Genomic DNA, 26,086 nt, shown 5'->3' with positions numbered 1-26,086 from the left:
ACGTTGAAAAGACGAACTCACGCGCGGCGCATACGAACACGCGCGCCGCCGGCCGCTCATTTGACCACAGCCGCGACCTGGGGGCGACCGCGCGAAAGCGAGTCCGGTTAGCCCGCGCGGTTTTGACGCCATCGCGCCCGCGATGTTCCGCCTGCGATGGCATGCGCTAAAATCCCGGTTTGCGAGAGACGGTGCTCGCCGCACCGATGTGCCCCTATTTTCCACGAACGACGAGCCATGTATCAATCGGATATCACGCAGTTCCTGAACCAGCTCAAGCAGCAACAACCGACGCTCGAGGAAGAGCAGCGCCGCGGCCGCGCACTCCTGTGGGACAAACAGCCGCTCGATCTCGAGGAGCGGGCGCGTCAGCAGGCTGCGGGCGTCAAGCAATTGCCGTACGTCTACTACCAGAACTTCTGAGCGCCCACCGCGTGAACCCTGCCGACGAGGCCACGCGCTCGCAAGAGCCGGTCTCGGCGCTCGCCGCGCCGGCCACCGATACCACGCCCGACACGATCGACGGCGTGGCATTCGCGCGTCTTTACGGCGAGCCGCTCTTCAAGCTGCCGCAGGATCTCTATATCCCGCCGGACGCGCTCGAAGTCTTTCTCGAAACGTTCGAAGGTCCGCTGGATCTGCTGCTCTATCTGATCCGCAAGCAGAACTTCAACGTACTCGATATCCCGATGGCCGATGTCACGGTGCAATACCTCGGCTATGTCGAACAACTGCGCCAGACGAACCTCGAACTCGCCTCCGAGTATCTGCTGATGGCCGCGATGCTGATCGAGATCAAGTCGCGCATGCTGTTGCCGGTGAAGAAAGCGGATACGGGCGAGGAAGCGGAGGATCCGCGCGCCGAGCTCGTGCGGCGCTTGCTCGAGTACGAACGGATCAAGCTCGCCGCGCAGCGCATCGATCAATTGCCTCAGCTCGGGCGGGATTTTCTGCGGGCCGACGTCTATATCGAGCAGAGCATCGCGCCGCGCTTTCCCGACGTCGTCATCGACGATCTGCGGGCGGCCTGGGCCGATGTGCTCAAGCGGGCCAAGCTCGTTGCGCATCACAAGATTTCGCGCGAGGAGCTGTCCGTACGCGAGCATATGAGCCTGATCCTGCGGCGGCTGCAAAATGCGCGCTTCATGGAGTTCGCCGAACTGTTCGACGTTTCGCGCGGCATGCCTGTCGTCGTCGTCAACTTCATCGCCATGCTCGAGCTGTCGCGCGAATCGCTGATCGAGATCACGCAGGCCGAACCGTTCGCGCCGATCTACGTGCGGCTGGCTTATCTGCCGGCGTAGCGCTGAACGGCGCCACGGTTGCCCTGGAGGATCCGCTCTTTTCGCTATCGCGCCTCGTCGAATCCTCTACAATCGGCGCCCTGTTGCAGTCCACGCGCCTCGCCGCGCTTCAACCCCGGTCCATCATGAAAGTCATCAGCTCGATCCAGGAATTGCGCGACCAGTTGCGCGGACAGAACCGTACGGCTTTCGTGCCGACCATGGGCAACCTGCACGAGGGACATCTCTCGCTGATGCGTCTCGCGCGTCAGCACGGCGACCCGGTCGTCGCGAGCATCTTCGTCAACCGGCTGCAGTTCGGCCCGAACGAGGACTTCGACAAGTACCCGCGCACGCTCGAAGCCGACATCGACAAGCTGCAAAGGGAAAACGTCTACGTGCTGTTCGCGCCGACCGAGCGCGACATGTATCCCGAGCCGCAGGAATATAGCGTGCGTCCGCCGCACGACCTCGGCGACATCCTCGAGGGCGAATTCCGGCCCGGCTTTTTCACGGGCGTGTGCACGGTCGTCATGAAGCTGATGGCCTGCGTGCAACCGCGGGTGGCCGTATTCGGCAAGAAGGACTACCAGCAGCTCATGATCGTGCGGCGCATGTGCCATCAGTTCGCGCTGCAGACCGACATCATCGCGGCCGAAACGGTGCGCGACGCGGATGGGCTCGCGCTCAGCTCCCGCAACCGCTATCTGACCGAAGCCGAGCGCGGCGAAGCGCCGATGCTCGCCGTCACGCTCGGCCGCCTGCGCGATGCCGTGCACACCGGCGAGCGCGATTTCAAGCGGCTCGAGCGCGACGCAATGGCGAGCCTCGCCGCACGCGGCTGGCAACCCGATTACGTGGCCGTGCGCAAGCGCGAGGATCTCATCGCGCCCGCCCCTCACGAAACCGATGCGCCCCTCGTCGTGCTGGCCGCGGCGAAGCTCGGCGCCACACGTCTCATCGACAATCTGGAAATCTGAAGCGGCACGCGTGAGTTGCCGCGCACGTCAGAGGAAACGACCATGCAGCGCCATTTGCTCAAATCGAAGATTCATCGCGCCGTCGTCACGCACTGCGAGCTCCATTACGAAGGCTCCTGCGCGATCGACGAAGATCTGCTCGATGCGGCCGATATCGTCGAGAACGAACGCATCGACATCTGGAACGTCAACAACGGCGAGCGGTTCTCGACCTACGCCATTCGCGGCGAACGCGGCAGCGGCATGATCTCGCTGAACGGCTCGGCCGCGCGGCGGGCCCAGCTCGGGGATCTCGTCATCATCGCCGCGTTCGCGGTGGTCGACGAGGCGGATCGGGCGGCCGGCTGGGAGCCGAAACTCGTGTTCGTCGACGAGCGCAACAAGATCAAGGGCAGCCGGGCGCAGGTGCCCGTGCAAAGCTGGAGCTGACGCACCCGGCGGCTGCGCGCGCAGCGCATCGCGTGCTGCGCACGGGCGCCTCGGCCAGCAGCCCTCAGCGAGCCGCCCAGGCGACGATGGGTTCCCACTGCTCAAGGTCTTTCTCGACGCGGCTTTTTGCCACGTCCCATAGCGTGAGTCCGTGCGCGGCCAATTGCACGTAGTTCTGCGTATCGCGCAAAAATCCCAGCACCGGCAGATCGAGCCCCTCCACGAAGCGGTGCAATTGGTCGGCCGAGCGCGTGCGCGCGTCCACGCGCATCCCGACGACGCCGACTTGGATGGCGCCCCTGCGCACGGCCTTCTCCTTCGCGAGCCGTTCGAGGAAATGCTGTGTGGCGAGAATGTCGAACATCGATGGCTGCAGCGGCACGATGACCTTGTCCGCCAGTTCGAGGGCACTCACGAGACGATTGCCGTGCAATCCGGCCGGCGTATCGACGACGGCCCGCTCCAGGCCGCGCGGCGGCTTGGCGGGCGCGTCGGGATCGACCTCCCAGCTCTCGATGGGCGGCAGGCCACCGGGCCGCAACGCCAGCCACGACTGGGCCGATTGCTGCCGGTCCAGGTCCGCGAGCGCAACCCATTCCCCGTTTGCCGCGAACGAGCCGGCCAGATTGGTCGACAACGTGCTCTTGCCCACCCCGCCCTTGGGGTTGGCCACCACGATTACCGTCATGAACGCTCCCGATTTGCGAAGCCGTCTGGCCCCGTATGGGTGTCGATGATATCGGCAAATCGGTTCGCGCCGTAGCCCCTTCGGCAACCGCCCGGACGCCATGTCGGGCCCGCGATGCCGTTACAATCGCGCGATGACCACGCCAGACCTCATTTTCGTGCTCGGCGGCGCCCGCTCGGGCAAGAGCGCCTACGCCGAGGGCCTCGCCGGGGCCAGCGGCCGCGGCGTTACCTACATCGCAACGGCCCGCGGCGCCGATGCCGAGTTCAGCGAGCGGATCGCTCACCACCGCGCGCGGCGGCCGGCGCATTGGCGGCTCGTCGAAGCCGGTGCCGCGCTCGACGATGCGCTTCGCGCGGCCGACGGGGACGATGCCTGTGTACTCGTCGACTGCCTGACGCTATGGCTCGCCGGTCTCCTGTGCCCGCCCGAAGCGTGCGGGCCCGCAGCTGAGGACGCCGACGCCCGGATCGACGCGTTCATGGCGGCGCTGGCGGCCGCTCGCGCGCGCGTCATCGTCGTCAGCAACGAGATCGGCCTGGGCGTGGTGCCGCTCGGTTCGGTGACACGCCGCTATGTCGATGCGCTCGGCCGGCTCAATCAGCGCGTGGCCGCGCTCGCGCCCGAGGTCACGCTGATGGTGGCGGGCCTTCCGCTCGCCGTCAAAACGGCGCCGCGCCCGATGCGAACCGCCTGATGCGCAAGCTCGTCGAAGCGCTGACTCTCGCCATTGCATTCGCCTGGGCCGCCGGTTCGCCGCTGCCCGCGCGCGCGGCCGTTTCCGTCGTCGACGACGCGGGCCGCACCGTCACGCTCGCCCAGCCCGCGGCACGCGTCATTTCGCTCGCGCCGCACACGACGGAGCTCGTCTATGCAGCCGGCGGCGGCGCACGGCTCGTGGGGGCGGTGTCCTATAGCGACTATCCGCCCGAAGCCAACGCGCTGCCGCGTGTGGGCAGCAATTCCGCCCTCGATCTCGAGCGCATCGTCGCGCTCAGGCCCGAACTCATCGTCGTGTGGCGGCATGGCAACGACACGCGGCAGCTCGATAAGCTGCGTGCCCTCGGCATCCCGCTTTTCGTCAGCGAGCCGCACAAGGTCGATGACGTCGCGACGAATCTGGAACGCCTCGGGACGTTGCTCGGCACCGAAAGCACGGCCCGCGCCGCGGCGCAGCGCTATCGCGACGAAATCGCCCGGCTGCGGGCGCGCTATGCGGCGCGACCCGTGGTCAGCGTGTTCTATCAGGTCTGGGACCGCCCGCTCCTGACGCTCAACGGCGCGCATATCGTCAGTGACGCCATTGCGCTATGCGGCGGACGCAACGTATTCGGCGAGCTGGCCGCTCGCGTGCCCACAGTGTCGGTCGAAGCCGTCGTCGCGGCGAACCCCGAGGCCATCGTCACGGCGGCCAAGGGTGCCACCGCGCCCTCACCCGACGCGCCGCTGCCCGATCTCGCGCGCTGGCGCGCCTGGCCGCGCATGACTGCCGTCGCGCGCGGCAATCTGTTCGCCATCGACGGCGACCTGATCAACCGGCCGGGGCCACGTCTGGCCGAAGGCATCGATGCGCTGTGCCGCGACCTGGAAACGGCTCGAGCGAAACGGCCTGCCTCGGGCGCAGCCGCCGGGGCTTCGGACGCGCACTGAGCGAATCCACCTCGGTTCATCGATTCGGTCGATCCGGTCGACCCGGTCGACCCCGTCGACGGCCAAATGTCATCCATTCCACCGAATCACGCGCCAGGCGTCGCCCTCCTCGTCTCCCCGGAGCCAAACGATGCCGGCCATCGCGACGGGCCACGCAAGTGTGCGCTCGAGCGGTACGACAAGTGCGAGCGACGCCAGCATACGGATCACGCCCGCGTGCGTGACCGCGATCGTCGGCGCCTTGCTTCCTCGCTGCCCCGCTCCCGCGGCCTTGCTCGCCCGTTTCCAGGTCTCGAACCATTCGCCCACGCGTGTGCCGAATTGCGCCACGCTTTCGCCGCCGTGCGTGCGCGCGTGGCGCAAATCGGCAGCCCAGGCGTCGAGCGCCGCACGGTCGATGGCATCCCATCTGAGACGCTCCCAGGCGCCGAAATCGATCTCCTGGACCCTGGCGTCGGCGGTCTCGGCGCAGTCGAAGCGGCGCGCCAATTGACGCGCCACGCCGGCGCACCGAACGAGCGGACTCGTGACGAGCGCGCGCGGCAGGGGGACATCGAGTGCCGCCAGCCGCGCGAAGATGGCGGCAGCCGCCTCGCGCTCGTCGACGGCGAGCGGCACGTCGGTGCGCCCGTAGCAGACGCCGCGCTCGACAGCCGGCGGCGGATGGCGGATCAGGACGAGATCCATGCGAGAACGACGAGGTAGATCGCCAGCTCGAAGACTTGCTGCGCGAAGCCCAGGCAATCGCCCGTATAGCCGCCGAGGCGCCGCTGGAAATAGCGCGACATCAGCATGCGCAGCACGGCCGCCACGGCCAGCGCGGCAAGCCCGGCGCGCCAGTCCGGCCAGAAGAGCCAAGGCAGTCCGAGTGCAGCGATGAGGCCGTACGCGCGTACGGACAGGCGCCGCACGACAGCGCCCGCCTTGCCTTCGGCTCGCGCGTAATCGAGCGTGACGAGCAGACTCGCCGCGAGCGCCCGGCTGGCCGCATGCGCGGCCACCATGACCCAGGCAGCCAGGAGCGGGGGAAGCGCGGCGAGCGCCTGCCATTTGATGGCGAGAGCCATGACGAGCGCGATCGCGCCGAACGCACCAATGCGCGGATCGCGCATGATTCGCAGGACATCCTCGCGCGCCATGCCGCCGCCGAACGCGTCGCAGCAGTCGGCCAGCCCGTCTTCGTGAAAGGCCCCCGTTACCAACAGTGTCGCCGCCATCGAAAGCAGTACGGCCAACGACACCGGGAAAACGCGCCACGCCAGCAGGTAGACGAGTGCGCCGAATGCACCGACCAACGCGCCGATGAGGGGGAAGTAGCGGATGGCGCCGGCCAGATCGCCTTGCGCGGCACCGACGCCATACGGTACCGGCACGCGCGTGAAATAGCCCAGTGCCGCGCACAGATAGCGCCACTCGGCACGCGGATCGAGGCGGCGCACGCGCTCGGTCTCCTCGCCGCCGGCATGGCGCGTCACGATGTGCCGCGCCCGCCGCGGAGCGGGTCCGACTCGCCGGGTTGCCCTGTTTGGCCGGCGTCGCAGCACCCGGCTACACCGGCGGACTCGAAGCTCGCCATCTCGTTGAGAAACGCGACCGCCGCGCGCAAGAGCGGCAAGGCAAGCGCAGCACCCGTGCCCTCGCCGAGCCGCATGTCGAGGGCTAGCAGCGGCTTGGCGTCGAAGGCGTCGAGCATGCGCCGGTGACCCGCCTCGTTCGACAGGTGCGCGAAGACGCAATAATCGCGCACCGCCGGCGCGAGCGAGTTGGCGACGAGAAACGCCGCGGTGGCGATGAATCCATCGACGAGGATCGTCATCTTCGCCTCGGCCGCGGCGAGATAGGCGCCGGTCATCATCGCGATCTCGAAGCCGCCGAACGCCGCCAGGGCGTCGAGCGGCTGCGTCGCGCCTGCGTGGCGCGCCAGCGCCGCGCCGAGCACGCGGCGCTTGTGCGCAAGCCCGGCATCGTTGAGTCCGGTGCCCCGGCCGACGCACTCGTCGATCGGCACGCCTGCGAGGCGGCTCATCAGGCATGCCGCGGACGACGTGTTCGCAATGCCCATCTCGCCGAAGCCGATCACGTTGGTGCCGAGCGCCGCATGATGACGCACGCGCTGCGCGCCGGCCGCGATGGCCGCGAGCGCCGCCTCGCGCGTCATGGCGCACTCGCGTGCGAAGTTGCGCGTGCCGCGGGCGATGGGAATATCGACGAGCCCTGGCAACGCGTCGAGCGTCGCGGCCACGCCCGCGTTGACCACCTCCAGCGTGAAGCCGGCCACCGAGCTGATCGCATTGATCGCCGCGCCTCCGGCGAGAAAGTTCGCGACCATCTGCGCCGTGACCGCCTGTGGATAGGGGCTGACACCTTCCTCGGCGATGCCGTGGTCGCCCGCGAAGACGATCATGGCCGGCCGCGCGAGCGTGGGGTGCGTCGTGCGCTGGATCATGCCGATCTGGCATGCGAGCGCTTCGAGCCGGCCAAGGCTGCCGGGCGGCTTGGTCTTGCCGTCGATGATGCGTTGAAGCTCGGAGCCGAGCGAGCGGTCGAGCGGTTCGACGACGGGCAACGTAACGGAGGCGTTCATACCTTTCCTATGGGTTCGGTCGAAATCATCGTGCCGATGGCGAACGATTTCGCGAAAGAATCGGCATAAGCCGACATGCGGCCAGGTTCACTGGGGGGTTCAAGGTTCGGGGGACTCCCTTTCAGGTCGACGCAGCGCGGGCACGAGCGCCTCGTGACCGTCGGCTTCGATCAGCACGAGCGGGTATCCGAACACGCGGCTCGCGAGTTCGGGCGTGAGCACGTCCCGCACGGGCCCGGCATGCGCCGTACCGTCACCGGGCATCAGCAGCGCGTGGGTCGCGAAACGACGCGCGAGGTTCAGATCGTGACAGGAAAATATGACTGTGCGCGGACTTTCTCGGGCCCAGTGCGCGAGCAACGTCAGACAGTCGATCTGATGACGCAGGTCGAGATGCGCAAGCGGCTCGTCGAGCAACAAAAGCGGTGCATCCTGACAGAGCGCGGCGGCGAGCCCCACGCGCTGGCGCTCGCCGCCCGACAGCGAACGTACGTCGCGTGCCGCCAGTTGGGCAAGCGCAAGCGCGTCGAGCGCCGCGTGCGCGGCGGCGCGATCGCGCTCAGTCTCCCAGCCCCAGCCGCCAAGATACGGAAAACGGTTCAGAAGCACGATGTCGAACACCGTTGCGCTGAACGCGTCGTGCATGTTTTGCGGCATCAGCGCACGGCGTTTCGCGAGCTCGCCCGGCCGCCAATCGCCGATCGGCACACCATCGAGTGCAACGCGCCCCCGCGCCGGCGGCACGAGCCCCGCGAGCGTCGAAAGCAGCGTCGTCTTGCCCGCACCGTTCGGACCCGCCACGCACCAGAGCTCGCCGGCGCCGAACGTCTGCGTGAAATCGGCCAGCAAGACGCGCTCGCCTGCGTCGAGCGCGAGCTCGTACGCCGCGAGCGTCGAAACGACCATTCGCGCGCTGCTCATCGCGACCTCCGCGCCAGCATCCACAGAAACACCGGCACGCCGAACAATGCCGTGATCACGCCCACCGGCAACTGCGCCGGCGCGGCGACCGTGCGCGCGAGCAGGTCGGCACTCATGACGAACAGGCCCCCGGCCAGCGCGCTCGCCGGCACGAGCATGCGCTGATCGTTGCCGAACGCGAGACGCAACGCGTGCGGCACCACGAGGCCGACGAAGCCTATGGTCCCCGCCGTCGTCACCGCTGCGGCGGTGGCAAGCGACGCCACCAGATAAATGCGCAAGCGCAGCTGTCCCGCGTTCACGCCCAGGGCGAACGCCACCGCTTCGCCGCGCGCGAGGACATTGAGCTGCGGCGCAACCGATGCCGCCGCGGCCAGCGCGAGCGCGAGCGCCGCCAGCGCGGGCCACGGGCTGGCCACGCCGTTGAGGTCGCCCGCGAGCCAAAAGAGAATGCCCCGCAGCCGCTCGTCCGGCGCCAGCGTCAGCAGGAGCGTGACGCCGGCCCCCCAGCCCGTGGCGAGTACGACACCGGTGAGCAACAGCCGCGGCGACGCCTCTTGCGGCTCGCCGCGGGCAAGCGCACGGCGGGCGAAGCCGAGCACGAGCGCGATGGTGAACAAGGCCCCCGCGAACGCAGCCGCATCGACGAGCCACCATGCCGCGCCCGCGAGCAAAGCGCCGATCGCGAACACGGCGGCGCCGCCCGATACGCCAAGCACGTACGGTTCGGCAAGCGGATTGCGCAGCAGCACCTGCAGCAGCGCGCCGGCCAGCGCAAGCAAAGCGCCACAGCCGAACCCCGCGAGTGCACGCGGCAGACGAAGACTGCGCACGATTTCGTCGATCGTATCGGCGCCCGCCGTGCCGGAATGTGCAAGCGCGCCCAACGCGCGCAGCGGCGGGACGCTCACACTGCCGAGCGTCAGCGCGGCGACGAATACGATGCCCGCCAGCGCGGCCAGCGCAAGCCAGATGGCGATCGCGCGTTGCGCATTCATGGCCTGAGCCTCCGCCGAGCCGCCCAAAGCACGATGAGCGCCCCGCTCGCGCGCGCACGCGCGCTACTGCTGTTGCCAGCCGAGCGTGATGAACGCACTGCGCCGCGGCGTGTTGTAGGTATAGGCGAGCTCATAGTGCTTATCGAAGAGATTGTCGATCTGGGCGGCCACGTACCAGGCCTTCGTGATGCGGTAGCGCGCCGAGAGGTTCACGACGCCATATCCCCCCAGGACAGTGCCGCTATCGTTGCGCGCGCCGCTCGCGATCCACTCGCCGCCGACGCGCCATGTGCCGATGCTCCGGTTCGCCGCAAACGATGCGAAGTGCCGCGCACGCCGGTTCAGATCGACGTGGGCATCTTCGTCGACGGGGTTTTGCACCGTGAGCGCTGCCCGGATATCGGTCTTGCCGAGGTGACCGCGCCACGATGCCTCCAGGCCCTGCACCTTCGCGCGCCCCACGTTCTTCGCGATATAGAAGAGCCCGCCTTGTGTCGGCACATAGTTGATGAGGTCGCTGTAGTTCGTCTGAAAGGCGGTAAGGCGCGCCACGCCGAATGCATCGGAAGCATACTGCAGCGCCGCCTCGAGAGCATGACTGCGCTCGGGCCTGATCGATCGATTGCCGCTGCCGGGGTAGTACAGATCGTCGAAGCTCGGGGCCCGGAACGCGCTCGCATAGCTGAAGCGCGCCCCCCAGTGCTCGGTGATGTCGTATCCGTAGCCGAGGTAGTAGGTGTTCGCGCCGCCGAAATCGGAATACTGATCGCGGCGCACGTTCGCCTGAATACGGCTCGCGCCGAATCGGCCCGTATAGCCCGCGAATGCCGAATCGACGCGCCGCGCGGGCGCGGCGAAGATATCCGACTCGAGCGATTGATCGAGATGCTCGTAGCCGAGTTGCAGCGTATGGTCCGGCGACAGCTTGAAATCGTTCTGCCACGTGTACTGGCGGTTGTTCGTATCGAAGCGGTTGTCGTAGACGCCGTTCGTTTTCTCGACACTGCGATCGTCGCCCTCCGCTACGGTGAAGTGGGTGGTCCACCGATCGCTCAGCTTGCCGTTCGCGAATACGGAGACCTCGCGCACTTTGCTATAGAGGTTGTTCAAATCGGCGGGCATTCCGAACGGGTTGTCGAAACTCGCGTTGCCGTTCGATTGAAAAAAGCGCACGCCCGCGTCCCACGTGTCGCTGAACCGATGACGAATCGCCGCCGACACCGTCTCGTTGAGGTAACCGTTCGCATTGGGATTGGCATTCGGAGCAAGCGCCGGGTCGATCGACGAAAAGCCATCGTTCTTGAAGCGCGAAACATCGAAGCTGAAGGTCGTCTTGCCTTCCTTGTCCAATGCGCCATCGACACCCGCTTCCTGCGTTTGCGTGTGATAGCTGCCGTAGCCGAGCGAAAAATGAAAACGCGGCGGATGATTGCCGCCGTCTTTCGTGAAGACCTGCACGACGCCTCCCATCGCGCCCGAGCCATAAAGCGCTGAGACGTCCCCGTTCACGACCTCGACATGGTCGATTTGCGACAGCGGAAGCTGCGCGATCTGCGCCTGCGCGAGACTGACCGAATCGACGCGCACCCCGTCGATCAGCACGAGCGATTGCGTCGGCGAGCCGCCGCGCAGCGTCAGCGACGCATTGCCGCCGGGCCCGCCGTTACGAATGAGCTGCGCGCCCGGCGCGAGCGACAGCAGCCCCGGCAGATCGATCGCCGTCGAATCCTCGATATCTTGCCGCGTAAAACTCGTGGTTTGCGGGATCGCATCGGCGAGGGCCTGCGGCGAACGCCGCGCCGTCACGACGATCGGCTCCAATGTGCCAAGGGTCGAATCGGACGCGGTGGAGGCGGAGAGGGAACCTGAAGCCGAAACCGTCGACGAACTCGACGGTGAATCGAAGGCGGCCGATTGCGCGAGCGCGGCAAGCGGCAGGCCTGCGAACGCAACGCACGCCGCGCGGGGCATGGACAAGGACATCGTTGGTATTCCCATGGGTCGGCAGGCAGCCCGCTTCCCCGCAGGCCACCCCGTCATGAGCACGCCCCGAAACACGCGATGCAGCTTCGCGTTGCCGTCGGGAGGGCGCTCCCCCTTTGGCCGGTATCCGGGCTGACGAGCTCTCGAATCCGCCTTCCCACGCGCCAAGGCGCGCAGTGGCTTCGGATCGATTTCGCCGCGACGAACGCGGACGACGCATCGCTTACCGTTGCGGGGGCAGCACAGGTTGACGCGCGAAACGCCGCACGCTCCCTGTTTCCCGTTTAACCGCGCGCATCGGAAACGAACGCGCGGGCACCAAAGTGCCGCAAGTGTAGGAGCGGGCCCCATGAGCGTCAAGAATCGACCGTTTTGGCGTCTCGGGCGGCAACATCGGCACAAATCGACAGGATGTTGTTACGTCTCGAAACGAGACAAGGATCGGACGCTCGCGTATTCCGCGCTAAAATGCGCAAGTCTTTAGAGGACGCAGCAGATGCTCACCGAACTCGAAACCCTGTCACACAACATCGGCCGGCTGATCGCGATCAACGAACGCCATCAGCAGGCCCGCCACGCGCTCGAAGAGCAGCTTGCGCAATTGCGCGCGGAAAACGACTCGGCCCGCGCCGAGCTCGAACTCCTGCGCGACGAACGCAATGCCTTGCAAGTCGAGCGCGATACATTGCTTGCCAAGATCGACGATGCGCAGGTGCGCCTGAACGCCATTCTCGAAAAACTGCCGCGCACGAAGGGCCCGTACGAAGGCGATAACCAGCTCGATCTGCTCGCCGAACCGGGCGAGCGCGAAGCGCCCCACGGCAATTCGGCGAACGCGGCGGCTCAGCAGGGAGAAAACGCATGACGACGAAGCAGATCGAAGCGACGATTCTCGGGCAGACGTACCGTCTTGCGTGCTCCCCCGAAACCGAAACGCAACTGCTCGACGCCGTTGCGCGCGTGGACGCCGAAATGACGAAAGTCCGCTCGGTGAGCAGCGTGCGCGGCACCGATCGCATCGCGGTCATGGCGGCCCTCTCGCTCGCGTCGGAACTGGTCAAGCTGCAAGAAAGTATCCGGCATGGGGAAGCATTCCCGGCCGAGGAAATCAGGCGTACAATGCGTCAAATGAACGAACAGCTTGGCGCGGTGCTGGAGCAAAGCGAAGCGCGGTAGCCGTTGCATGAGGCACGACGCTTCGAGCACCGGTGGTTGTGACTGTTCGGTATGTTGAGCTTTACACAAGTTTTACGGCTTCCCTGCCTGGTTCGCCAAGGTCATAAATTCCTTGAACCAATGCCATGTGCACGGTTGCGGAAATTTGCAGCACGGGTGTGCGCGTCACTCTGTCTGATGTACCCGAAGTGCGGCTAACTGCGACCAATTCTGAACTCCCGGTTCAGGATGCCGGCCTAGCGGCTAAGGCGGGGACTTTATTCGACGGCATCGGTTCTACCGATGCCGTTTTCATTTGCGGCGCGAGAAGGCCAAAACTACCGGGCCGTGTTGGTTTCATCCACCGTTGAACGCATTCAATCGATCCTATGCGCTATTGGCTGATGAAGTCCGAACCGGACGAAGCGAGTATCGACGATCTCGCCACCGCTTCCTCGCGCACGCTCCCCTGGACCGGCGTACGCAACTATCAGGCGCGCAACTTCATGCGCGATACGATGCAGCTCGGCGACGGTGTGCTTTTTTACCATTCGAGCTGTCCCGAGCCCGGCATCGCGGGGATTGCCCGCGTGGTCTCCGGCGCCTATCCCGATCCGACGCAGTTCGACCCCAAAAGCGTGTACTTCGATCCGAAATCGACACGCGAGTCGCCGCGCTGGATGCTGGTCGACGTCGAGTTCGTCAAGAAAATACCGCTCATTTCGCTCGCCGAGCTGCGCAAACATCGCGAGCTCGCCGACATGCGCGTGCTGGCGAAAGGCAACCGCCTGTCGATCACACCCGTCACGGAAGCCGAATGGCGCTTCATCACCGAACGGCTGGCGTGAACCTCATCCATCGATTTTTCCAAGAAAAAGGACCTGAGAGATGACAAGAACGACCGCCACTGTTTTCACGCTCGTTGCCGCCGCCGCACTGACGTGTGTTGCCCCATTCGCAACCGACGCGGCGCGCGCGGCCACGCCGCCGTCCGCGGAGAGCGCGCCGGCCGGTGTGTTGTCGCTGTCCGCGCAGGCGAGCGACGAAGTGCCTCAGGATGTCGTCGACATCACGCTGTTTTACGAACAGGAAGCCGCCGATGCGGCTTCATTGACGGATGCCCTCAACAAACGCACGGCCGCGGCGCTTGCGCAAGCAAAGAGCGTGACCGGCGTGAGCGCACGTACGGGCGCGTTTTCGATCTATCCGTCGACCGATCGGAATGGCCGCATTTCCGCTTGGCGCGGACGCACGGAAGTCGTGCTCGAATCGCGCGATTTCGCCGCGGCGTCGAAGCTTGCAGGGCAAATGAATACGTCGATGCAAGTCGCCAATGTCTCGTTTTCATTGTCGCCCGAAGCGCAGCGCACGGCGGCCGAACACCTGACCCGGCAGGCGATCGACTCGTTCCGCAAGCAGGCCGAATCGGCCGCGCAGGCCTTCGGTTACAACGGCTACACGATACGGCAGGTCAACATCGGTCAGGAAGCGCCGCCGCCGAGACCGCTCTTCGCCATGCGCGCGATGGCTGCGGCGCCAGCCGCGGAAGCGGCGCCGCTGCCCGTCGAAGGGGGCAAGGCTCGTGTGAGCGTGAATGTCTCGGGTTCGGTGCAAATGACGCGGTAGGCGCGGTTCCCGCTCATTGCCGGCTTGCGCTGGCGCCAGCCAGCGCTGCCGTCCGCGCTGCCGCCTCAGCGGGCAAGCGCGGCAGGCGCCTTGTCCGCGCGACGGTACGACCACGCGAACAGCACGATGCCCACGACGATCATCGGCAGCGAGAGCCACTGCCCCATCGACATGCCGAGCGCCAGCAGCCCGAGGAAGTCGTCCGGCTCGCGCGCGAACTCGACGATGAAGCGGGCCAGCCCGTAGCCCATCAGAAACACGGCGGAGGTTGCACCGACGGGCCGTGGCTTGCGCGAGAAAAACCAGAGCACGAAAAAGAGCACGATGCCTTCGAGCGCGATCTCGTAGAGTTCCGACGGGTGCCGCGGCAGCATATGGTACTTGGCGAAGATTTCGCCGAGATGCCAGCGCGCCGCGAGCTCGGGATGCGCGATGAGCCAGCGCGCGTCGTCTTCCGTCGCGTTCTGAAACAGCATCGCCCACGGCGCGTTCGGATCAGTCACGCGGCCCCAGAGTTCACCGTTGATGAAGTTACCGAGCCGGCCGGCCGCGAGCCCGGCGGGCACCATCGGCGCGACGAAATCCGTCACCTGCAGCCAGGTGCGCTTGCGCTGGAACGCGAACAGCATCATCGCGAGCGTGACGCCGAGAAAGCCGCCGTGAAACGACATGCCCCCCTGCCAGACCTTGAAGATGTCGAGCGGATGCATGAAGTAGTAGTCGGGCTTGTAAAAGAGCACGTAACCGAGCCGCCCGCCGACGATCGTGCCGAGCACACCGTAGAACATCATGTCGTCGATATCGCGCACGCTCCAGCCTTGCGCAGCGACATGCGGCAACCGCAGGCGCAGCCGGCCGACGACGATCGCCATCGTGAACGCGGCGAGGTACATCAGGCCGTACCAGCGCACGGCGAGCGGTCCGAGATGGATCGCCACCGGATCGAAGTTGGGATGAATCAGCATCGTATAGGCTTAATTGGCATAGAACGGTTGATCGACGGGTAGGACCGCGACGGCCGGCCCGCGCCCGGGTGGCGGCGGCGCGACGCCACGGTCATGCCGACGCATTCGCACCGGCGTTCGCCGCCAGTGCCGCGGCGTGACCATGCACGACATCCAGGAACCCGGCCAGCACGGGACTGACATCGGCCGTGCGCCAGACGAGCCCGGTCTCGACGATCGGCGCGCGCTCGGCCAGCGGTCGATAGACAACACCGGTGCGGCGCAAGTTGCGCAACGATTGCGGCACGAGCGCCACGCCCATGCCTGCCGAGACCAGGCTGACGATCGTTTGCATCTGAATCGCCTCCTGGCCGATGCGCGGCGTGAGCCCCGCGGCACCGTAGCAGCCCGTAATGATGTCATAAAACCCCGGCGCCAAACGACGCGGGAAGATCACGAGCGGCAACTGGGCCAGATCGGCGAGCGTCACGGGTGTCTCGTCCCACTCGGGCGGCTCCCCATGCCGATTGCGCGAGCGCACGCGCGCGGCAGTGCTGGGCAGCGCGGCGATAAGCGGCTCGCGCATGACGGGAAGGTAGGTCAGCGCCGCCGCGTGTCGCGGCGGCAAAGGCGCGATGACGAGCCCCGCGTCGACGCGGCCCGCCACGAGCTCGTCGATCTGCACGTCGCTCGTCGCTTCGGCAAGCTGCAGCCGCACACCGGGGTAGCGTCCTGCGAATTCGCGCAGAAGCTGCGGCAACAATCCGTAATCGGCCGTCGAAACGAACGCCAGTGCCAACGTACCGGCCTCGCCCCGCGCCAGGCTTTGCGCGAGGGGGCGCAGGCCCTCCGCCGCGGCCAGCAGCTTGCGCACTTCCGGCAGCAGATCGGCGCCTACCGGCGTGAGCTCGACGGTACGCTTCGTGCGCGCGAAAAGCGCGACGCCGAGTTCCTCCTCGAGTGCGCGGATAGCTTGCGAAAGCGGCGGCTGGGTCATCGCCAGCCGCTTGGCGGCACGGCCGAAGTGCCGCTCCTCGGCTACGGCGACGAAGTAACGCAATTGCCGCAGATCGGGCGTCATGGAGGGCTCCCTTCCCTTTCGGGTTTCGATCGTCTGATATGTTTTTCGACTTAATCAGCCATCAATAATATATTGGACACGCGTATCGAGTCAGGGCATTCTGGCGCCACCCCACGCAAAGCTGCTGCGGCATGCGGCCAATGCGCCCGCATCAGGCTTTGCGTGCACGGCATTTACAGGCAATCGAACGAACCCGGAGTCCCCATGGCTTACAACCGTCGCTCGCAAAACATCACGCAGGGCGTTGCCCGCGCGCCGAACCGCTCGATGTACTACGCGCTCGGCTACAAGAAGGACGATTTCGACAAGCCGATGATCGGCGTCGCCAACGGCCATTCGACCATCACGCCTTGCAACGCGGGCCTGCAACGCCTCGCCGATGCCGCCGTGAGCGCCGTGAAAGACGCGGGCGCCAACCCGCAGATATTCGGTACGCCGACGATCTCCGACGGCATGTCGATGGGCACCGAAGGCATGAAGTACTCGCTCGTCTCGCGCGAAGTCATCGCCGATTGCATCGAGACTTGCGTGCAGGGTCAGTGGATGGATGGCGTCGTCGTCATCGGCGGATGCGACAAGAATATGCCGGGCGGCATGATCTCGCTCGCGCGCATGAACGTGCCCGGCATCTACGTCTACGGTGGCACGATCCGTCCCGGTAACTGGAAGGGCAAGGATCTGACGATCGTCTCGTCGTTCGAGGCCGTCGGCGAATTCACGGCCGGACGCATGTCGCAGGAGGACTTCGACGGCATCGAGCAAAACGCCTGCCCGAGCACCGGTTCATGCGGCGGCATGTACACGGCCAATACGATGAGCTCGTCGTTCGAGGCGCTCGGCATGTCGCTGCTCTACTCGTCGACGATGGCCAACCCCGACGATGAAAAAGTCACGTCCGCGGCTGAGTCGGCCCGCGTGCTGGTCGAGGCGGTCAAGCGCGATCTGAAGCCGCGCGACATCATCACGAAGAAGTCGATCGAAAACGCCGTGGCCGTCATCATGGCGACGGGCGGCTCGACGAACGCGGTGTTGCACTACCTTGCGATTGCACATGCGGCCGAGGTCGAATGGACGATCGACGATTTCGAGCGCGTGCGCCAGCGTGTGCCCGTCATCTGCAATCTGAAGCCGTCGGGCGAATACGTGGCGACCGATCTGCATCGCGCGGGCGGCGTACCCCAGGTCATGAAGATTCTGCTCGACGCGGGCCTGCTGCATGGCGATTGCATCACGATCACCGGCAAGACCCTCGCCGAAGAACTGAAGGACGTGCCGAGCGTGCCGCGTGCCGATCAGCAAGTGATTTTCCCGATCGACAAGGCGCTTTACAAGGAAGGCCACCTCGCCATTCTGAAGGGCAACCTCGCGACCGATGGGGCCGTCGCCAAAATCACCGGTCTCAAGAACCCCGCGATCACGGGCCCTGCCCGTGTATTCGACGACGAGCAAAGCGCGCTGGCCGCGATTCTTGCCGACCAGATCCGGCCCGGCGATATCCTCGTGCTGCGCTATCTGGGCCCGCAAGGCGGTCCCGGCATGCCCGAGATGCTGGCACCCACGTCGGCGCTGATCGGCAAGGGCCTCGGCGAATCGGTGGGGCTCATCACCGACGGCCGTTTCTCGGGCGGGACCTGGGGCATGGTGGTCGGTCACGTCGCCCCCGAAGCATTCGTGGGCGGCACGATCGCGTTCGTTCAGGAGGGCGATTCGATCACGATCGATGCACACAAGCTGCTGTTGCAGCTGAATGTCGACGATGCCGAACTCGAACGCCGCCGCGCGGCGTGGAAGCAGCCGGCGCCGCGCTACACGCGGGGCGTGCTGGCGAAGTACGCGGCGCTTGCGCGGCCCGCGAACAAGGGCGCGGTCACCGGCTGACGCCGGGCACGTATTACGCGCCCGGGCGGCGCGATGCGCGGTGCGCCGCGAGTTCCTCGCGCACCGCGTCGCGCACCCAGCCCACCACCTCCCCTTCGAGGGCGAGCGCGACTTCACGCGTCACTTGCCGGACGAGCCAGCTCGTGTGTTCCTGCAAAGCCTCGCGGCAACGCGCTTCTATGACCGCTCGCCCTTCCTCGCGCAGGTAGCCTGCAAACCGCACGCGCAGACGCTCGGCAAGCTGCTCCGCATCGCGTTCGGACAAATCCTCCGCGGCAGGCAGTTCGACGGCAGGCGCGGCTGACGATAGCGGCGCCGAGGCCTGAGCCTGTTGTTGCGCCGTTGCGTCTTGCGCTGCTTCGGCTTGTCGCTCCGCTTCAGCTTGTCGCTCTACCTCTGCCTGTTGCTTTGCCGCGGTCGATGCCTCGAGCGGCGCTTCAACTGGCGTATCGGCCGGCGCTTCCGCGGATGTCGATGGTGCAGCGGCAGCCGGCTCGACAAACTCCTCGATCTGCGCGGCTCGGACCGCTTCGGTGCTCGACTCCGTCGGGCGGCGTGCCTCCTGCTGCTCCACGGTCGCGAACGATCGCCCCGATTCGTGCATCGACGGCTCGCTTCGCGTCGCGGCATCGGGCTCGTGCTGTGCCGTAGGGCGCGGCATGGGCGGCCGCCCCGCCACGAGTACGTCGGTCAGCACGGGGAGCGAATCGGGATCGCCCGGATCGCTCGAATGTTCGGGATGCTTGGGATCGGTCACGATGGGTCTCCCTTTCTCTTGGATCGGCCCGTTAGGCTGGACGGCCCGGGCGTTTGCGCCACGATGGCATGCCGGCCTTGCGGGTGTCGGACAAACGCTAGTGCGCCATCTCAGGCGCCCTGCTTGTAGTTGTTGAGCGCGTAGCCGCGGTCGCGATAAAAGCGATAACGCTCGCGGCCCGCAAGCAACTCGTCCTCGGCATTGCCGACGACTTCGAGCAGACGCTCGAAGCGCGCGAACTGCGCCGGCACCGTCGCACCGAGATTGAGCAGCACGCGATGGTGAGGCACCGCTTCGAGATCGGTCGCGAGTACCACGGGCGTGCGCTCGGCGAGCGGCTGACCCGCCATGCAGTGCGGCACGAACTCGAGCGGCGAGAAGGTCCACAACCGCTCGTCGAACGCGCGCAGGCGCGCCGCGTCTGCCAGCACGACGATGGGCTGACCGGCCAGGTATGCCTTGCGGGCGAGCCGGCATGCGTAGAGCAGCGAGTCGCCGACATTCGTATGAAAATCGATGCGCGTCACCGCGGGCTCCTCGTCGCGCAAGAGGCCATGCGTGCCGCCATCACTGCGCCGCGCGGTCGATGAGGAACTGGGTGAGCAACGGCACCGGCCGGCCCGTCGAACCCTTGGCCGCCCCGCTCTTCCATGCCGTACCTGCAATATCGAGGTGCGCCCACGGATAGGCCGAAGTGAAGCGCGACAGGAAGCAGGCCGCGGTGACGCTGCCCCCCGGGCGGCCGCCGATATTGGCGACATCGGCGAAATTCGATTTGAGCTGCTCCTGATACTCCTCGTCGAGCGGCATGCGCCAGGCCGGATCCGCGGCCTCGCGCGCGGCATCGAGCAGCTCGCCGGCCAGCGCATCGTCTTTCGAAAAGAGTCCGCTCATATGATGGCCGAGTGCGATCACGCAGGCTCCCGTCAGCGTGGCGACGTCGACCACGGCCGCCGGCTTGAAGCGCTCCGCGTAAGTCAGCGCGTCGCAGAGCACGAGCCGGCCTTCGGCATCCGTATTGAGGATTTCGATCGTCTGGCCCGACATGCTCGTGACGATGTCGCCCGGCTTCGTGGCCGTGCTGCTCGGCATGTTCTCGCACGCCGGCACGATGCCGACGACGTTCAGCTTCAGGCCGAGTTCCGCAACGGCACGCAGCGTCCCGAAAACGGAGGCCGCGCCGCACATGTCGTACTTCATTTCGTCCATGCCCTCGCCGGGCTTCAGCGAAATGCCACCGCTATCGAACGTGATCCCCTTGCCGACGAGCACGATCGGCGCCGTCTTGGCGCCGGCGCCCTGATACTGCATGACGATGAATTGCGGCGGCTGGGCCGAGCCGCGCGTGACCGACAGCATCGAGCCCATCTTGAGCGCCTCGAGTTGCTTCACGCCCAGTATCTCGGTCTTCAGATTCCATTCCTTGCCGAGCTTTTTCGCCGTGTCGGCGAGGTAGGTCGGCGTGCATACGTTACCGGGCAGATTGCCGAGATCGCGGGCGAGGTCCATGCCGTTCGCCAGTGCGGCGCCTTCCTTGGCAGCGGCCTTGGCGAGCTTCTCGTCCGCCGCATCGACGCTGAAAACGATGCGCTTGAGGTTGCGTTTGACGGGCTCGGGCTTGCCCTTCATCTGCGTGAACTGATAGGTTTCGGCCCGCAGCGCGAGGATGGCGGCTTTCACGGCCCACTCGCCGCCGCGCTCCTGGACCGGCAGTTGGCTCAGCGTGAACGTGACCTGTGCGATCTTCGTGCCGAGAATGGCGCGCCAGGCGGCGCGCACGGCGTCGCCGTAGGCCTTCTGCCCGAAGCCGTCCTGCTTTCCGAGCCCGACCAGCAGCACGCGCGACGCGCCGATGCCGGAGACCTCCGGCAAAAAGAGGGTCGTGCCGCTCTTGCCCTGCATATCGCCGGCCTTGACGATGCGCGTAATGAGCCCTTTGGTGGCCGTGTCGATCTCGAGCGCCGCCCCGTTCAGGGTTTGCGACTCGAAGACGCCCAGCACGATGCAATCCGATTTGCCCGTCAGGAAACCGTTCGTCGTGCCTTTCGTCCACTCACAGGCTTTTATGCTAAAGTCCATCGCGCTCGTCCTCGGATAAAATTCGGCTACTGCTTTGAAGGAAAGTAGCCGCAATTATCCGCTATTTTTTTGCGGCGTCGGACCGCGACGCACACCGTCCGCGTTCTCCGCCCCCGCCATCTCTCGCCGACAATGATCTTCGAACGCTCCTTGCAGCGCGAGCTCGCATATACGGCAGGCGCCGTTTTCATGGTGCTGCTGACCATCTTTCTGACGACGATGATGATCCGCATCGTCGGCTTTGCCGCTTCGGGCGAAGTGGACCCGAAGGACGTTCTCGTGCTGATCGGGCTCACCGTCATCGGCTATCTCGCCGTGATGCTCGTGGTGACGCTGTTCGTCTCGATTCTGTTCGTCCTGACGCGCTGGTACCGCGATTCGGAAATGGTGGTCTGGCTCGCCTCCGGCGTGAGTCTCACGCGCTTCATCAAGCCGATCGCCACCTTCGCGGCGCCGATGCTGCTGCTCATCGCGTTCTTCGCGTACGTGGGCTGGCCTTGGTCCAACGCGCAAAACAAGCTTATCCGCGCGCGTTTTCAACAGCGCGACGAGGTGTCGCTGCTGGCGCCGGGCCAGTTCCGCGAATCGCCCGCGAGCCATCGCGTCTTTTTCGTCGAGAAGATGACGCCCGACCAGGCCAAGGTCGAGAATGTCTTCGTGACGAGCACCGAAAACGGCAAGGTGAGCGTCGTCGTCTCGAAGCAGGGTCACACCGAAACCGAAAAAGACGGCGCGCGATTCGTCGTGCTCGACAACGGCCGCCGCTATGACGGCGAGCCGGGCAAGCCGGACTTCCGCATCATGGAATTCGAGCGCTACGGCGTAAAGATCACGCAACAGCCGGTCGTCAGCAAGCCATCGACAACCGGTCTGCCTACACTCGCGCTGTTGCGCCACCCGAGCAACACGAATCTCGCCGAGTTCGCCTGGCGCACGGGGCTGCCGCTCATGGCCATCAATCTGATGCTGCTCGGGATCCCGCTCGCCTATCAGAATCCGCGTCGCGGGCGCACGATCAACCTCGTCATGGCCGTGCTGATCTTTCTGACCTACTCGAACCTGCTCAACGTCGTGCAGTCGTGGGTCGAACAGGGTCGGATGTCGTTCGTCGTCGGCCTGCTGGGGCTGCATGCGGTCGTGACGGCGCTCGTCGTCGTCGTGTTCTGGCTGCGCGTGCGCAACCGGCCGCTGATCTCTCGCGCGCTGTTCAAGCGCGCGGCAGGAGCGTGACGCGATGCGCATCTACGAAAAATACTTCGCCCGCCAGATCTATCTCGCGTTCATCTTCATCCTGTTCGCGTTCTCGGGGCTCTTTTTCTTTTTCGATCTGATCAACGAGCTCAACACGGTCGGGCACGGCAACTACAAGTTCGGTTATGCCGTGCTTCGCGTCGCGCTGCAAACGCCGTCGCGGTTCTACGAGATCATCCCGGTGGCGGCGCTGATCAGTGCGATCTACGTCTTCGCGCAAATGGCCGCGAGCTCCGAGTACACGATCTTCCGCGTTTCGGGGCTCGCTACCGGGCAGGCGCTTCGGTCGCTGCTCAAGATCGGCATTCCCATCGTGGCACTGACCTACTTCATCGGCGAAGTCGTCGGGCCCTATACCGATCAATTATCGGAGCGCGTCCGGCTCGAAGCGCTCGGCTCTGCCGTATCGACGAATTTCGCGTCGGGCGTCTGGGTCAAGGACACGCTCGGCGCGCGCGAGAACGGCGAGCGCATCACGCGCTTCGTCAACGTGGGCGAGTTGATGCCCGACACGTCGATCAGCAATGTGCGCATTTACGAGTTCGATCCCGGGTTCCGGCTGACGAACATACGCATCGCGCAAAGCGGTCGCTACCAGGGTAACGGCCATTGGTTGCTCAAAGGTGTCACCGATACCGAGCTCACGAGCATCGCGCCGCCCGACGCGCACCCCGCCGACGCGCTGAACCCCGTCTATCGTGCGGCGCAGACAACGCTGCCCGAATATTCGCTGCGCTCGGAGCTCACGCCGCAAATCCTCTCGGTGCTGCTGATCGCGCCCGACCGGATGTCGATGTTCAACCTGTTCCGGTATATCCAGCATTTGACCGAGAATCGGCAGGACACTCAGCGCTACGACATCGCACTCTGGAAAAAGCTGCTCTATCCGTTCGCCGTGCTCGTCATGCTCGTGCTGTCGCTGCCGTTCGCGTACCTGCATACGCGTGCGGGTGTGGTCGGCGTGAAGGTATTCGGTGGCATCATGCTCGGCATGAGTTTCCAGCTCATCAACACGCTTTTTTCGCATATCGGCATGCTCACCACATGGCCCGCGCCGATGACAGCGGCCACGCCCGCACTGATCTACCTCGTGCTCGGCTTCGTGGCGCTGAAGTGGGTCGATCGGCATTGACGTTCGGAGCGCGATCATCATGACGACGGTACGCAACGGCATCGTTCTCTTCGGCCACGGCGCGCGCGACGCACGCTGGGCCGAGCCGTTCGAACGGCTCGCTGCGAAGCTGCGCGGTCTAGCCGGCCCCGACGCGCGCGTCGACCTGGCATTCCTCGAACTGATGACGCCGGATCTGCCGACGGCCATCGCGGCGCAGGTGGCGGCCGGCTGCACGGTGGTGACGGTGGTGCCGGTGTTCATCGGCATAGGTGGACACATCCGGCGGGATTTGCCTGCTGTCGTCGACCAATGCCGCGCCGCGCACGCCGGTGTCGAGATTCGCTGCGCTGTACCCGTCGGCGAAGACGACGCGGTACTCGACGCGCTCGCCGCGTACTGCCAACGGCAGATCGGCGTACGCGATCAGCGATAGGGCCAACGCTGACGAGCCGGGTGCCTCGATCGTGTTCACGAAAGCTCCCCATCTTCTGCCTTTCCTCGCCGCCTCTCACTGAAAGCCGCACTGCTCGCCTGAGCTTTCGAGAATTCGTTTCCTCCCCCCGGCCTTCGCCTCCATTCCGTTGGAATCAGACGAAGGGTCCTAACATGCGCTCGTTCCAGGTGCATAGCACCGGAAATAAGGCGCCGCTCCGTCGCAGTCCCGCTCCACCCACGTGACGGGCGACGAACGTGCGGTCGAATCTTCGACAGGAGGATTGACATGAGAGTTGGAGACACAGGAGATACACCAGGTGCGTACAGGCCTCGCCAGGCAGCAGCTCGGCTGTCGGCGGACGGTGATAGCGATACGCTGGACCTCGGTCGGTTGCACACGAGTCACCCCGGCCACCCGCTGGAAGGCCCGCTGAGCCATTTGCGGGCCATGCGCCTCTCGCAACCCGGCGACGCGCCACGCCTTGCGCGCGCTACGTTCTCGGACGACGGCCGCGACAGCCGATTTGCATCGGTAACGGATGGTGACGGTACGGTCTTCGACAGTGCGCCTGTGCACGCTCAAGCGTGGTGCGTCTTCTTCGATCAGTGTTTCAATATCAAGGTCGAAGCCGACGAGCCGAATCACTTCCACGGCAGCGACGAAGAGATCGTCATCCGCGAGATCCGTAAGCGACAAAATCGCGACCTGACCACGGAAGAACTGAAGCTCTACGAAAAGAAGGACGAGATATTCCGAGACCTCGTCAGGAAGAACGGAATCAAGCCGGTGCGAGGAGCGCCCGAATTTTTCGCGCACGTCAGGACCCATGGGCCGGTCGCGCTGGTGACGAACAGTCCCGGAGAGAGTGTGGACGCGATGAAATACTGGACGGGGACACGCGACGCATTCACCTACACGGTCACCGGAGATGACGTGAAGCAGAAGAAGCCCGCACCGGAAGGCTATCTCAAAGCAGCGGAGTTGCTAGGGGTGCCCCCTGACGAGCTCGTTGGATTCGAAGATACGCCGGGAGGAGAAGAGGCAGCGCTGCGAGCGGGAATACGCGAGATGTATATCGTCGGCAACACGGTTGCGCGGGACGACTTTCCCGCAGCGGTCCATCACCGAATATTCGGAGTGGATTACCACGAGCTGAGTAAAGCTTTGCGGATCCCCGAAGCATTACTGCGGCAGCACCGCATTCCTCGGCTCTGAAGCGCGCCTCGAACCGTAGGCCCGTCGAGAGGAGGACGCTAGGCCGCAGCGCGCGCGGGCCGTTCGTCGACCAAGCCTTGCCCGCTGGCGTCCTGTGTCCGCGCCCCACGCTCGGCGAACGCCTCGCCGATCATCAGCAGGCTCGGCTGAGCCGGATCGAGCCACTGCTGGGCTTCGCCCGCCGCGAGCGCTTCGAGCGTCAAGGTCAGCGTACGTTCGCGGGCGGTGCTGCAAGCTTCCACGATCGCAACCGGCGTCGCGGCAGCCCGTCCCGCATCGATCAGTTGCTGCGCGATCTCGGGCGCGCTGTCGCGGCCCATATAGAAGACCAGCGAATCCGCATTGACCTGCTCGCGGATTTCCTGCGAATCCGGTGCGCGGCTGCGCGTGGCCAGCGCCACACTGCGCGAAACGCCGCGCAAGGTCAGCGAGCGCTTGACGGCCGATGCGGCCGCGAGCGCCGCCGTGATGCCCGGCACCACTTCGTACTCGATACCGGCTTGCTCCAGTGCGCGCATTTCCTCGTCGGCGCGGCCAAACAGCATCGGGTCGCCACCCTTCAGCCGCACCACGAACTCGTGCGTCAGCGCCGCATCGACGATCTGCTTATTGATGAACTGCTGCGCCGTCGAGCGCCGACCGCAGCGCTTGCCGACAGCGATCTTGCGAGCCGTCGGCGCGTATTCGAGCATTTCCGGTTCGACCAGCGCGTCGTGCAGCACCACGTCCGCCATGCCCAATAAACGGGCACCGCGCACCGTAATGAGGTCCGCCGCTCCTGGCCCCGCACCGATCAAGTACACCTTGCCCATACGCCATCCGTCCCGTTCGAGTTCATGCGGCCGTCTGTCGCCTGCTTGGTGGGTCTCAGGCCGCGTCAGGCAGAGTATGCACGAATCATGCCGGCGGCCACCGTATGATGCGTGGCCTCGTCGATGAGCACGAACGCGCCCGTCGCCGGCTGCTCGTCATACACGTCGCACACCACCGGCTTTTGCAGCGTCAGCGACACGCGCCCGATGTCGTTCATCGTC

At 65.6% G+C, this 26,086-nt stretch carries 29 protein-coding genes, 1 other RNA gene and 1 riboswitch; of the genes, 16 read left to right on the top strand and 14 right to left on the bottom strand.

Going from position 1 to position 26,086, the window contains the following annotated elements:
* Positions 1–237: 237 nt before the first annotated feature.
* From VGL01_RS08430 to panD, 4 genes are all read left to right on the top strand, one after another.
* On the top strand, positions 238–423 hold the full coding sequence (locus VGL01_RS08430) for a DUF3460 family protein (protein WP_331568407.1): 186 nt from the start codon (positions 238–240) through the stop codon (positions 421–423).
* Positions 424–434: 11 nt separating this feature from the next.
* Positions 435–1,304, top strand: a complete 870-nt coding sequence (locus VGL01_RS08425) for a ScpA family protein (RefSeq protein WP_331568406.1) — start codon at positions 435–437, stop codon at positions 1,302–1,304.
* A 125-nt stretch (positions 1,305–1,429) separates the two neighbouring features.
* Complete coding sequence (panC, locus tag VGL01_RS08420) at positions 1,430–2,263, top strand: pantoate--beta-alanine ligase (RefSeq protein ID WP_331568404.1); 834 nt, start codon at positions 1,430–1,432, stop codon at positions 2,261–2,263.
* 42 nt (positions 2,264–2,305) lie between these two features.
* Positions 2,306–2,692, top strand: a complete 387-nt coding sequence (panD, locus tag VGL01_RS08415; protein WP_331568403.1) for an aspartate 1-decarboxylase — start codon at positions 2,306–2,308, stop codon at positions 2,690–2,692.
* A 64-nt stretch (positions 2,693–2,756) separates the two neighbouring features.
* On the opposite strand, the gene VGL01_RS08410 is transcribed toward panD, so the two are convergent.
* Entirely contained in the window at positions 2,757–3,380 is a 624-nt protein-coding gene (locus VGL01_RS08410; protein WP_331568402.1) for a ParA family protein, read from the bottom strand.
* A 133-nt stretch (positions 3,381–3,513) separates the two neighbouring features.
* Between VGL01_RS08410 and cobU the strand changes: the two genes are divergently transcribed.
* Positions 3,514–4,077, top strand: a complete 564-nt coding sequence (gene cobU / locus VGL01_RS08405; protein ID WP_331568401.1) for a bifunctional adenosylcobinamide kinase/adenosylcobinamide-phosphate guanylyltransferase — start codon at positions 3,514–3,516, stop codon at positions 4,075–4,077.
* On the top strand, positions 4,077–5,030 hold the full coding sequence (locus tag VGL01_RS08400; protein ID WP_331568400.1) for a cobalamin-binding protein: 954 nt from the start codon (positions 4,077–4,079) through the stop codon (positions 5,028–5,030). Before cobU ends, VGL01_RS08400 begins: the two co-directional genes overlap by 1 nt.
* Before the next feature lie 69 nt (positions 5,031–5,099).
* Here VGL01_RS08400 and VGL01_RS08395 read toward each other — a convergent pair whose 3' ends face one another.
* From VGL01_RS08395 to VGL01_RS08370, 6 genes are all read right to left on the bottom strand, one after another.
* Entirely contained in the window at positions 5,100–5,717 is a 618-nt protein-coding gene (locus VGL01_RS08395; protein WP_331568399.1) for a histidine phosphatase family protein, read from the bottom strand.
* Positions 5,702–6,505 (bottom strand): adenosylcobinamide-GDP ribazoletransferase, encoded by an 804-nt coding sequence (locus tag VGL01_RS08390; RefSeq protein ID WP_331568398.1) that lies wholly within the window; start codon positions 6,503–6,505, stop codon positions 5,702–5,704. Before VGL01_RS08390 ends, VGL01_RS08395 begins: the two co-directional genes overlap by 16 nt.
* Positions 6,502–7,614, bottom strand: coding sequence for a nicotinate-nucleotide--dimethylbenzimidazole phosphoribosyltransferase (gene cobT / locus VGL01_RS08385; RefSeq protein WP_331568397.1), 1,113 nt, complete (start codon positions 7,612–7,614; stop codon positions 6,502–6,504). The genes VGL01_RS08390 and cobT overlap by 4 nt, the downstream gene beginning before the upstream one ends.
* Before the next feature lie 99 nt (positions 7,615–7,713).
* Entirely contained in the window at positions 7,714–8,535 is an 822-nt protein-coding gene (locus VGL01_RS08380; protein ID WP_331568396.1) for an ABC transporter ATP-binding protein, read from the bottom strand.
* Positions 8,532–9,533, bottom strand: a complete 1,002-nt coding sequence (locus VGL01_RS08375) for an iron ABC transporter permease (protein WP_331568395.1) — start codon at positions 9,531–9,533, stop codon at positions 8,532–8,534. The genes VGL01_RS08380 and VGL01_RS08375 overlap by 4 nt, the downstream gene beginning before the upstream one ends.
* A gap of 63 nt (positions 9,534–9,596) precedes the next feature.
* Positions 9,597–11,516: a TonB-dependent receptor plug domain-containing protein gene (locus tag VGL01_RS08370; RefSeq protein ID WP_331568394.1), complete on the bottom strand. Its 1,920-nt coding sequence runs from the start codon at positions 11,514–11,516 to the stop codon at positions 9,597–9,599.
* A 101-nt stretch (positions 11,517–11,617) separates the two neighbouring features.
* Positions 11,618–11,853: riboswitch (cobalamin riboswitch) on the bottom strand.
* 159 nt (positions 11,854–12,012) lie between these two features.
* On the opposite strand from VGL01_RS08370, the gene VGL01_RS08365 reads away from it, so the two are divergent.
* The 5 genes from VGL01_RS08365 to VGL01_RS08345 all read left to right on the top strand — a co-directional run bounded on the left by VGL01_RS08365 (position 12,013) and on the right by VGL01_RS08345 (position 14,297).
* Positions 12,013–12,381 carry an ATPase gene (locus VGL01_RS08365; RefSeq protein WP_173259339.1) on the top strand — a complete coding sequence of 123 codons (369 nt, stop codon included), beginning with the start codon at positions 12,013–12,015 and terminating at the stop codon, positions 12,379–12,381.
* Entirely contained in the window at positions 12,378–12,692 is a 315-nt protein-coding gene (locus VGL01_RS08360) for a cell division protein ZapA (RefSeq protein WP_331568393.1), read from the top strand. The genes VGL01_RS08365 and VGL01_RS08360 overlap by 4 nt, the downstream gene beginning before the upstream one ends.
* Positions 12,693–12,769: 77 nt before the next feature.
* A non-coding RNA gene (gene ssrS / locus VGL01_RS08355) (6S RNA) lies at positions 12,770–12,951 on the top strand.
* Between the two features lie 109 nt (positions 12,952–13,060).
* A complete protein-coding gene (locus tag VGL01_RS08350; RefSeq protein WP_331568392.1) occupies positions 13,061–13,519 on the top strand; it encodes an EVE domain-containing protein in 459 nt (152 codons plus the stop codon).
* Positions 13,520–13,559: 40 nt separating this feature from the next.
* Positions 13,560–14,297 (top strand): SIMPL domain-containing protein, encoded by a 738-nt coding sequence (locus VGL01_RS08345; protein ID WP_331568391.1) that lies wholly within the window; start codon positions 13,560–13,562, stop codon positions 14,295–14,297.
* Positions 14,298–14,362: 65 nt separating this feature from the next.
* Here the strand turns inward: VGL01_RS08345 and lgt are convergent, their stop codons facing one another.
* On the bottom strand, positions 14,363–15,262 hold the full coding sequence (lgt, locus tag VGL01_RS08340) for a prolipoprotein diacylglyceryl transferase (RefSeq protein ID WP_331568390.1): 900 nt from the start codon (positions 15,260–15,262) through the stop codon (positions 14,363–14,365).
* 91 nt (positions 15,263–15,353) lie between these two features.
* Positions 15,354–16,322 carry a LysR substrate-binding domain-containing protein gene (locus VGL01_RS08335; RefSeq protein WP_331568389.1) on the bottom strand — a complete coding sequence of 323 codons (969 nt, stop codon included), beginning with the start codon at positions 16,320–16,322 and terminating at the stop codon, positions 15,354–15,356.
* 204 nt (positions 16,323–16,526) lie between these two features.
* Between VGL01_RS08335 and ilvD the strand changes: the two genes are divergently transcribed.
* Complete coding sequence (gene ilvD, locus VGL01_RS08330) at positions 16,527–18,200, top strand: dihydroxy-acid dehydratase (RefSeq protein WP_331568388.1); 1,674 nt, start codon at positions 16,527–16,529, stop codon at positions 18,198–18,200.
* A gap of 13 nt (positions 18,201–18,213) precedes the next feature.
* Here ilvD and VGL01_RS08325 read toward each other — a convergent pair whose 3' ends face one another.
* From VGL01_RS08325 to VGL01_RS08315, 3 genes are all read right to left on the bottom strand, one after another.
* Complete coding sequence (locus tag VGL01_RS08325) at positions 18,214–18,957, bottom strand: DUF2486 family protein (protein ID WP_331568387.1); 744 nt, start codon at positions 18,955–18,957, stop codon at positions 18,214–18,216.
* A gap of 110 nt (positions 18,958–19,067) precedes the next feature.
* Entirely contained in the window at positions 19,068–19,484 is a 417-nt protein-coding gene (locus tag VGL01_RS08320; RefSeq protein WP_331568386.1) for a DNA polymerase III subunit chi, read from the bottom strand.
* A gap of 40 nt (positions 19,485–19,524) precedes the next feature.
* Complete coding sequence (locus tag VGL01_RS08315) at positions 19,525–21,036, bottom strand: leucyl aminopeptidase (protein WP_331568385.1); 1,512 nt, start codon at positions 21,034–21,036, stop codon at positions 19,525–19,527.
* Positions 21,037–21,168: 132 nt separating this feature from the next.
* On the opposite strand from VGL01_RS08315, the gene lptF reads away from it, so the two are divergent.
* The 4 genes from lptF to VGL01_RS08295 all read left to right on the top strand — a co-directional run bounded on the left by lptF (position 21,169) and on the right by VGL01_RS08295 (position 25,052).
* Complete coding sequence (gene lptF / locus VGL01_RS08310; protein ID WP_331568384.1) at positions 21,169–22,266, top strand: LPS export ABC transporter permease LptF; 1,098 nt, start codon at positions 21,169–21,171, stop codon at positions 22,264–22,266.
* Between the two features lie 4 nt (positions 22,267–22,270).
* Positions 22,271–23,419, top strand: a complete 1,149-nt coding sequence (gene lptG / locus VGL01_RS08305) for an LPS export ABC transporter permease LptG (RefSeq protein WP_331568383.1) — start codon at positions 22,271–22,273, stop codon at positions 23,417–23,419.
* Between the two features lie 19 nt (positions 23,420–23,438).
* A complete protein-coding gene (locus tag VGL01_RS08300; protein ID WP_331568382.1) occupies positions 23,439–23,834 on the top strand; it encodes a CbiX/SirB N-terminal domain-containing protein in 396 nt (131 codons plus the stop codon).
* A 288-nt stretch (positions 23,835–24,122) separates the two neighbouring features.
* Positions 24,123–25,052, top strand: coding sequence for an HAD family phosphatase (locus tag VGL01_RS08295; RefSeq protein ID WP_331568381.1), 930 nt, complete (start codon positions 24,123–24,125; stop codon positions 25,050–25,052).
* 38 nt (positions 25,053–25,090) lie between these two features.
* On the opposite strand, the gene cobA is transcribed toward VGL01_RS08295, so the two are convergent.
* Both cobA and VGL01_RS08285 read right to left on the bottom strand, forming a co-directional pair.
* Complete coding sequence (gene cobA, locus VGL01_RS08290) at positions 25,091–25,864, bottom strand: uroporphyrinogen-III C-methyltransferase (RefSeq protein WP_331568380.1); 774 nt, start codon at positions 25,862–25,864, stop codon at positions 25,091–25,093.
* Between the two features lie 65 nt (positions 25,865–25,929).
* On the bottom strand, positions 25,930–26,086 hold a 157-nt coding region (locus VGL01_RS08285), incomplete at its 5' end, for an elongation factor 1-alpha C-terminal domain-related protein (protein WP_414720198.1).

Origin of the sequence: Trinickia sp., from assembly GCF_036503415.1 — a bacterium.
Lineage (GTDB): Bacteria > Pseudomonadota > Gammaproteobacteria > Burkholderiales > Burkholderiaceae > Trinickia.
This window is presented reverse-complemented; position numbering and strand designations above follow the sequence as displayed.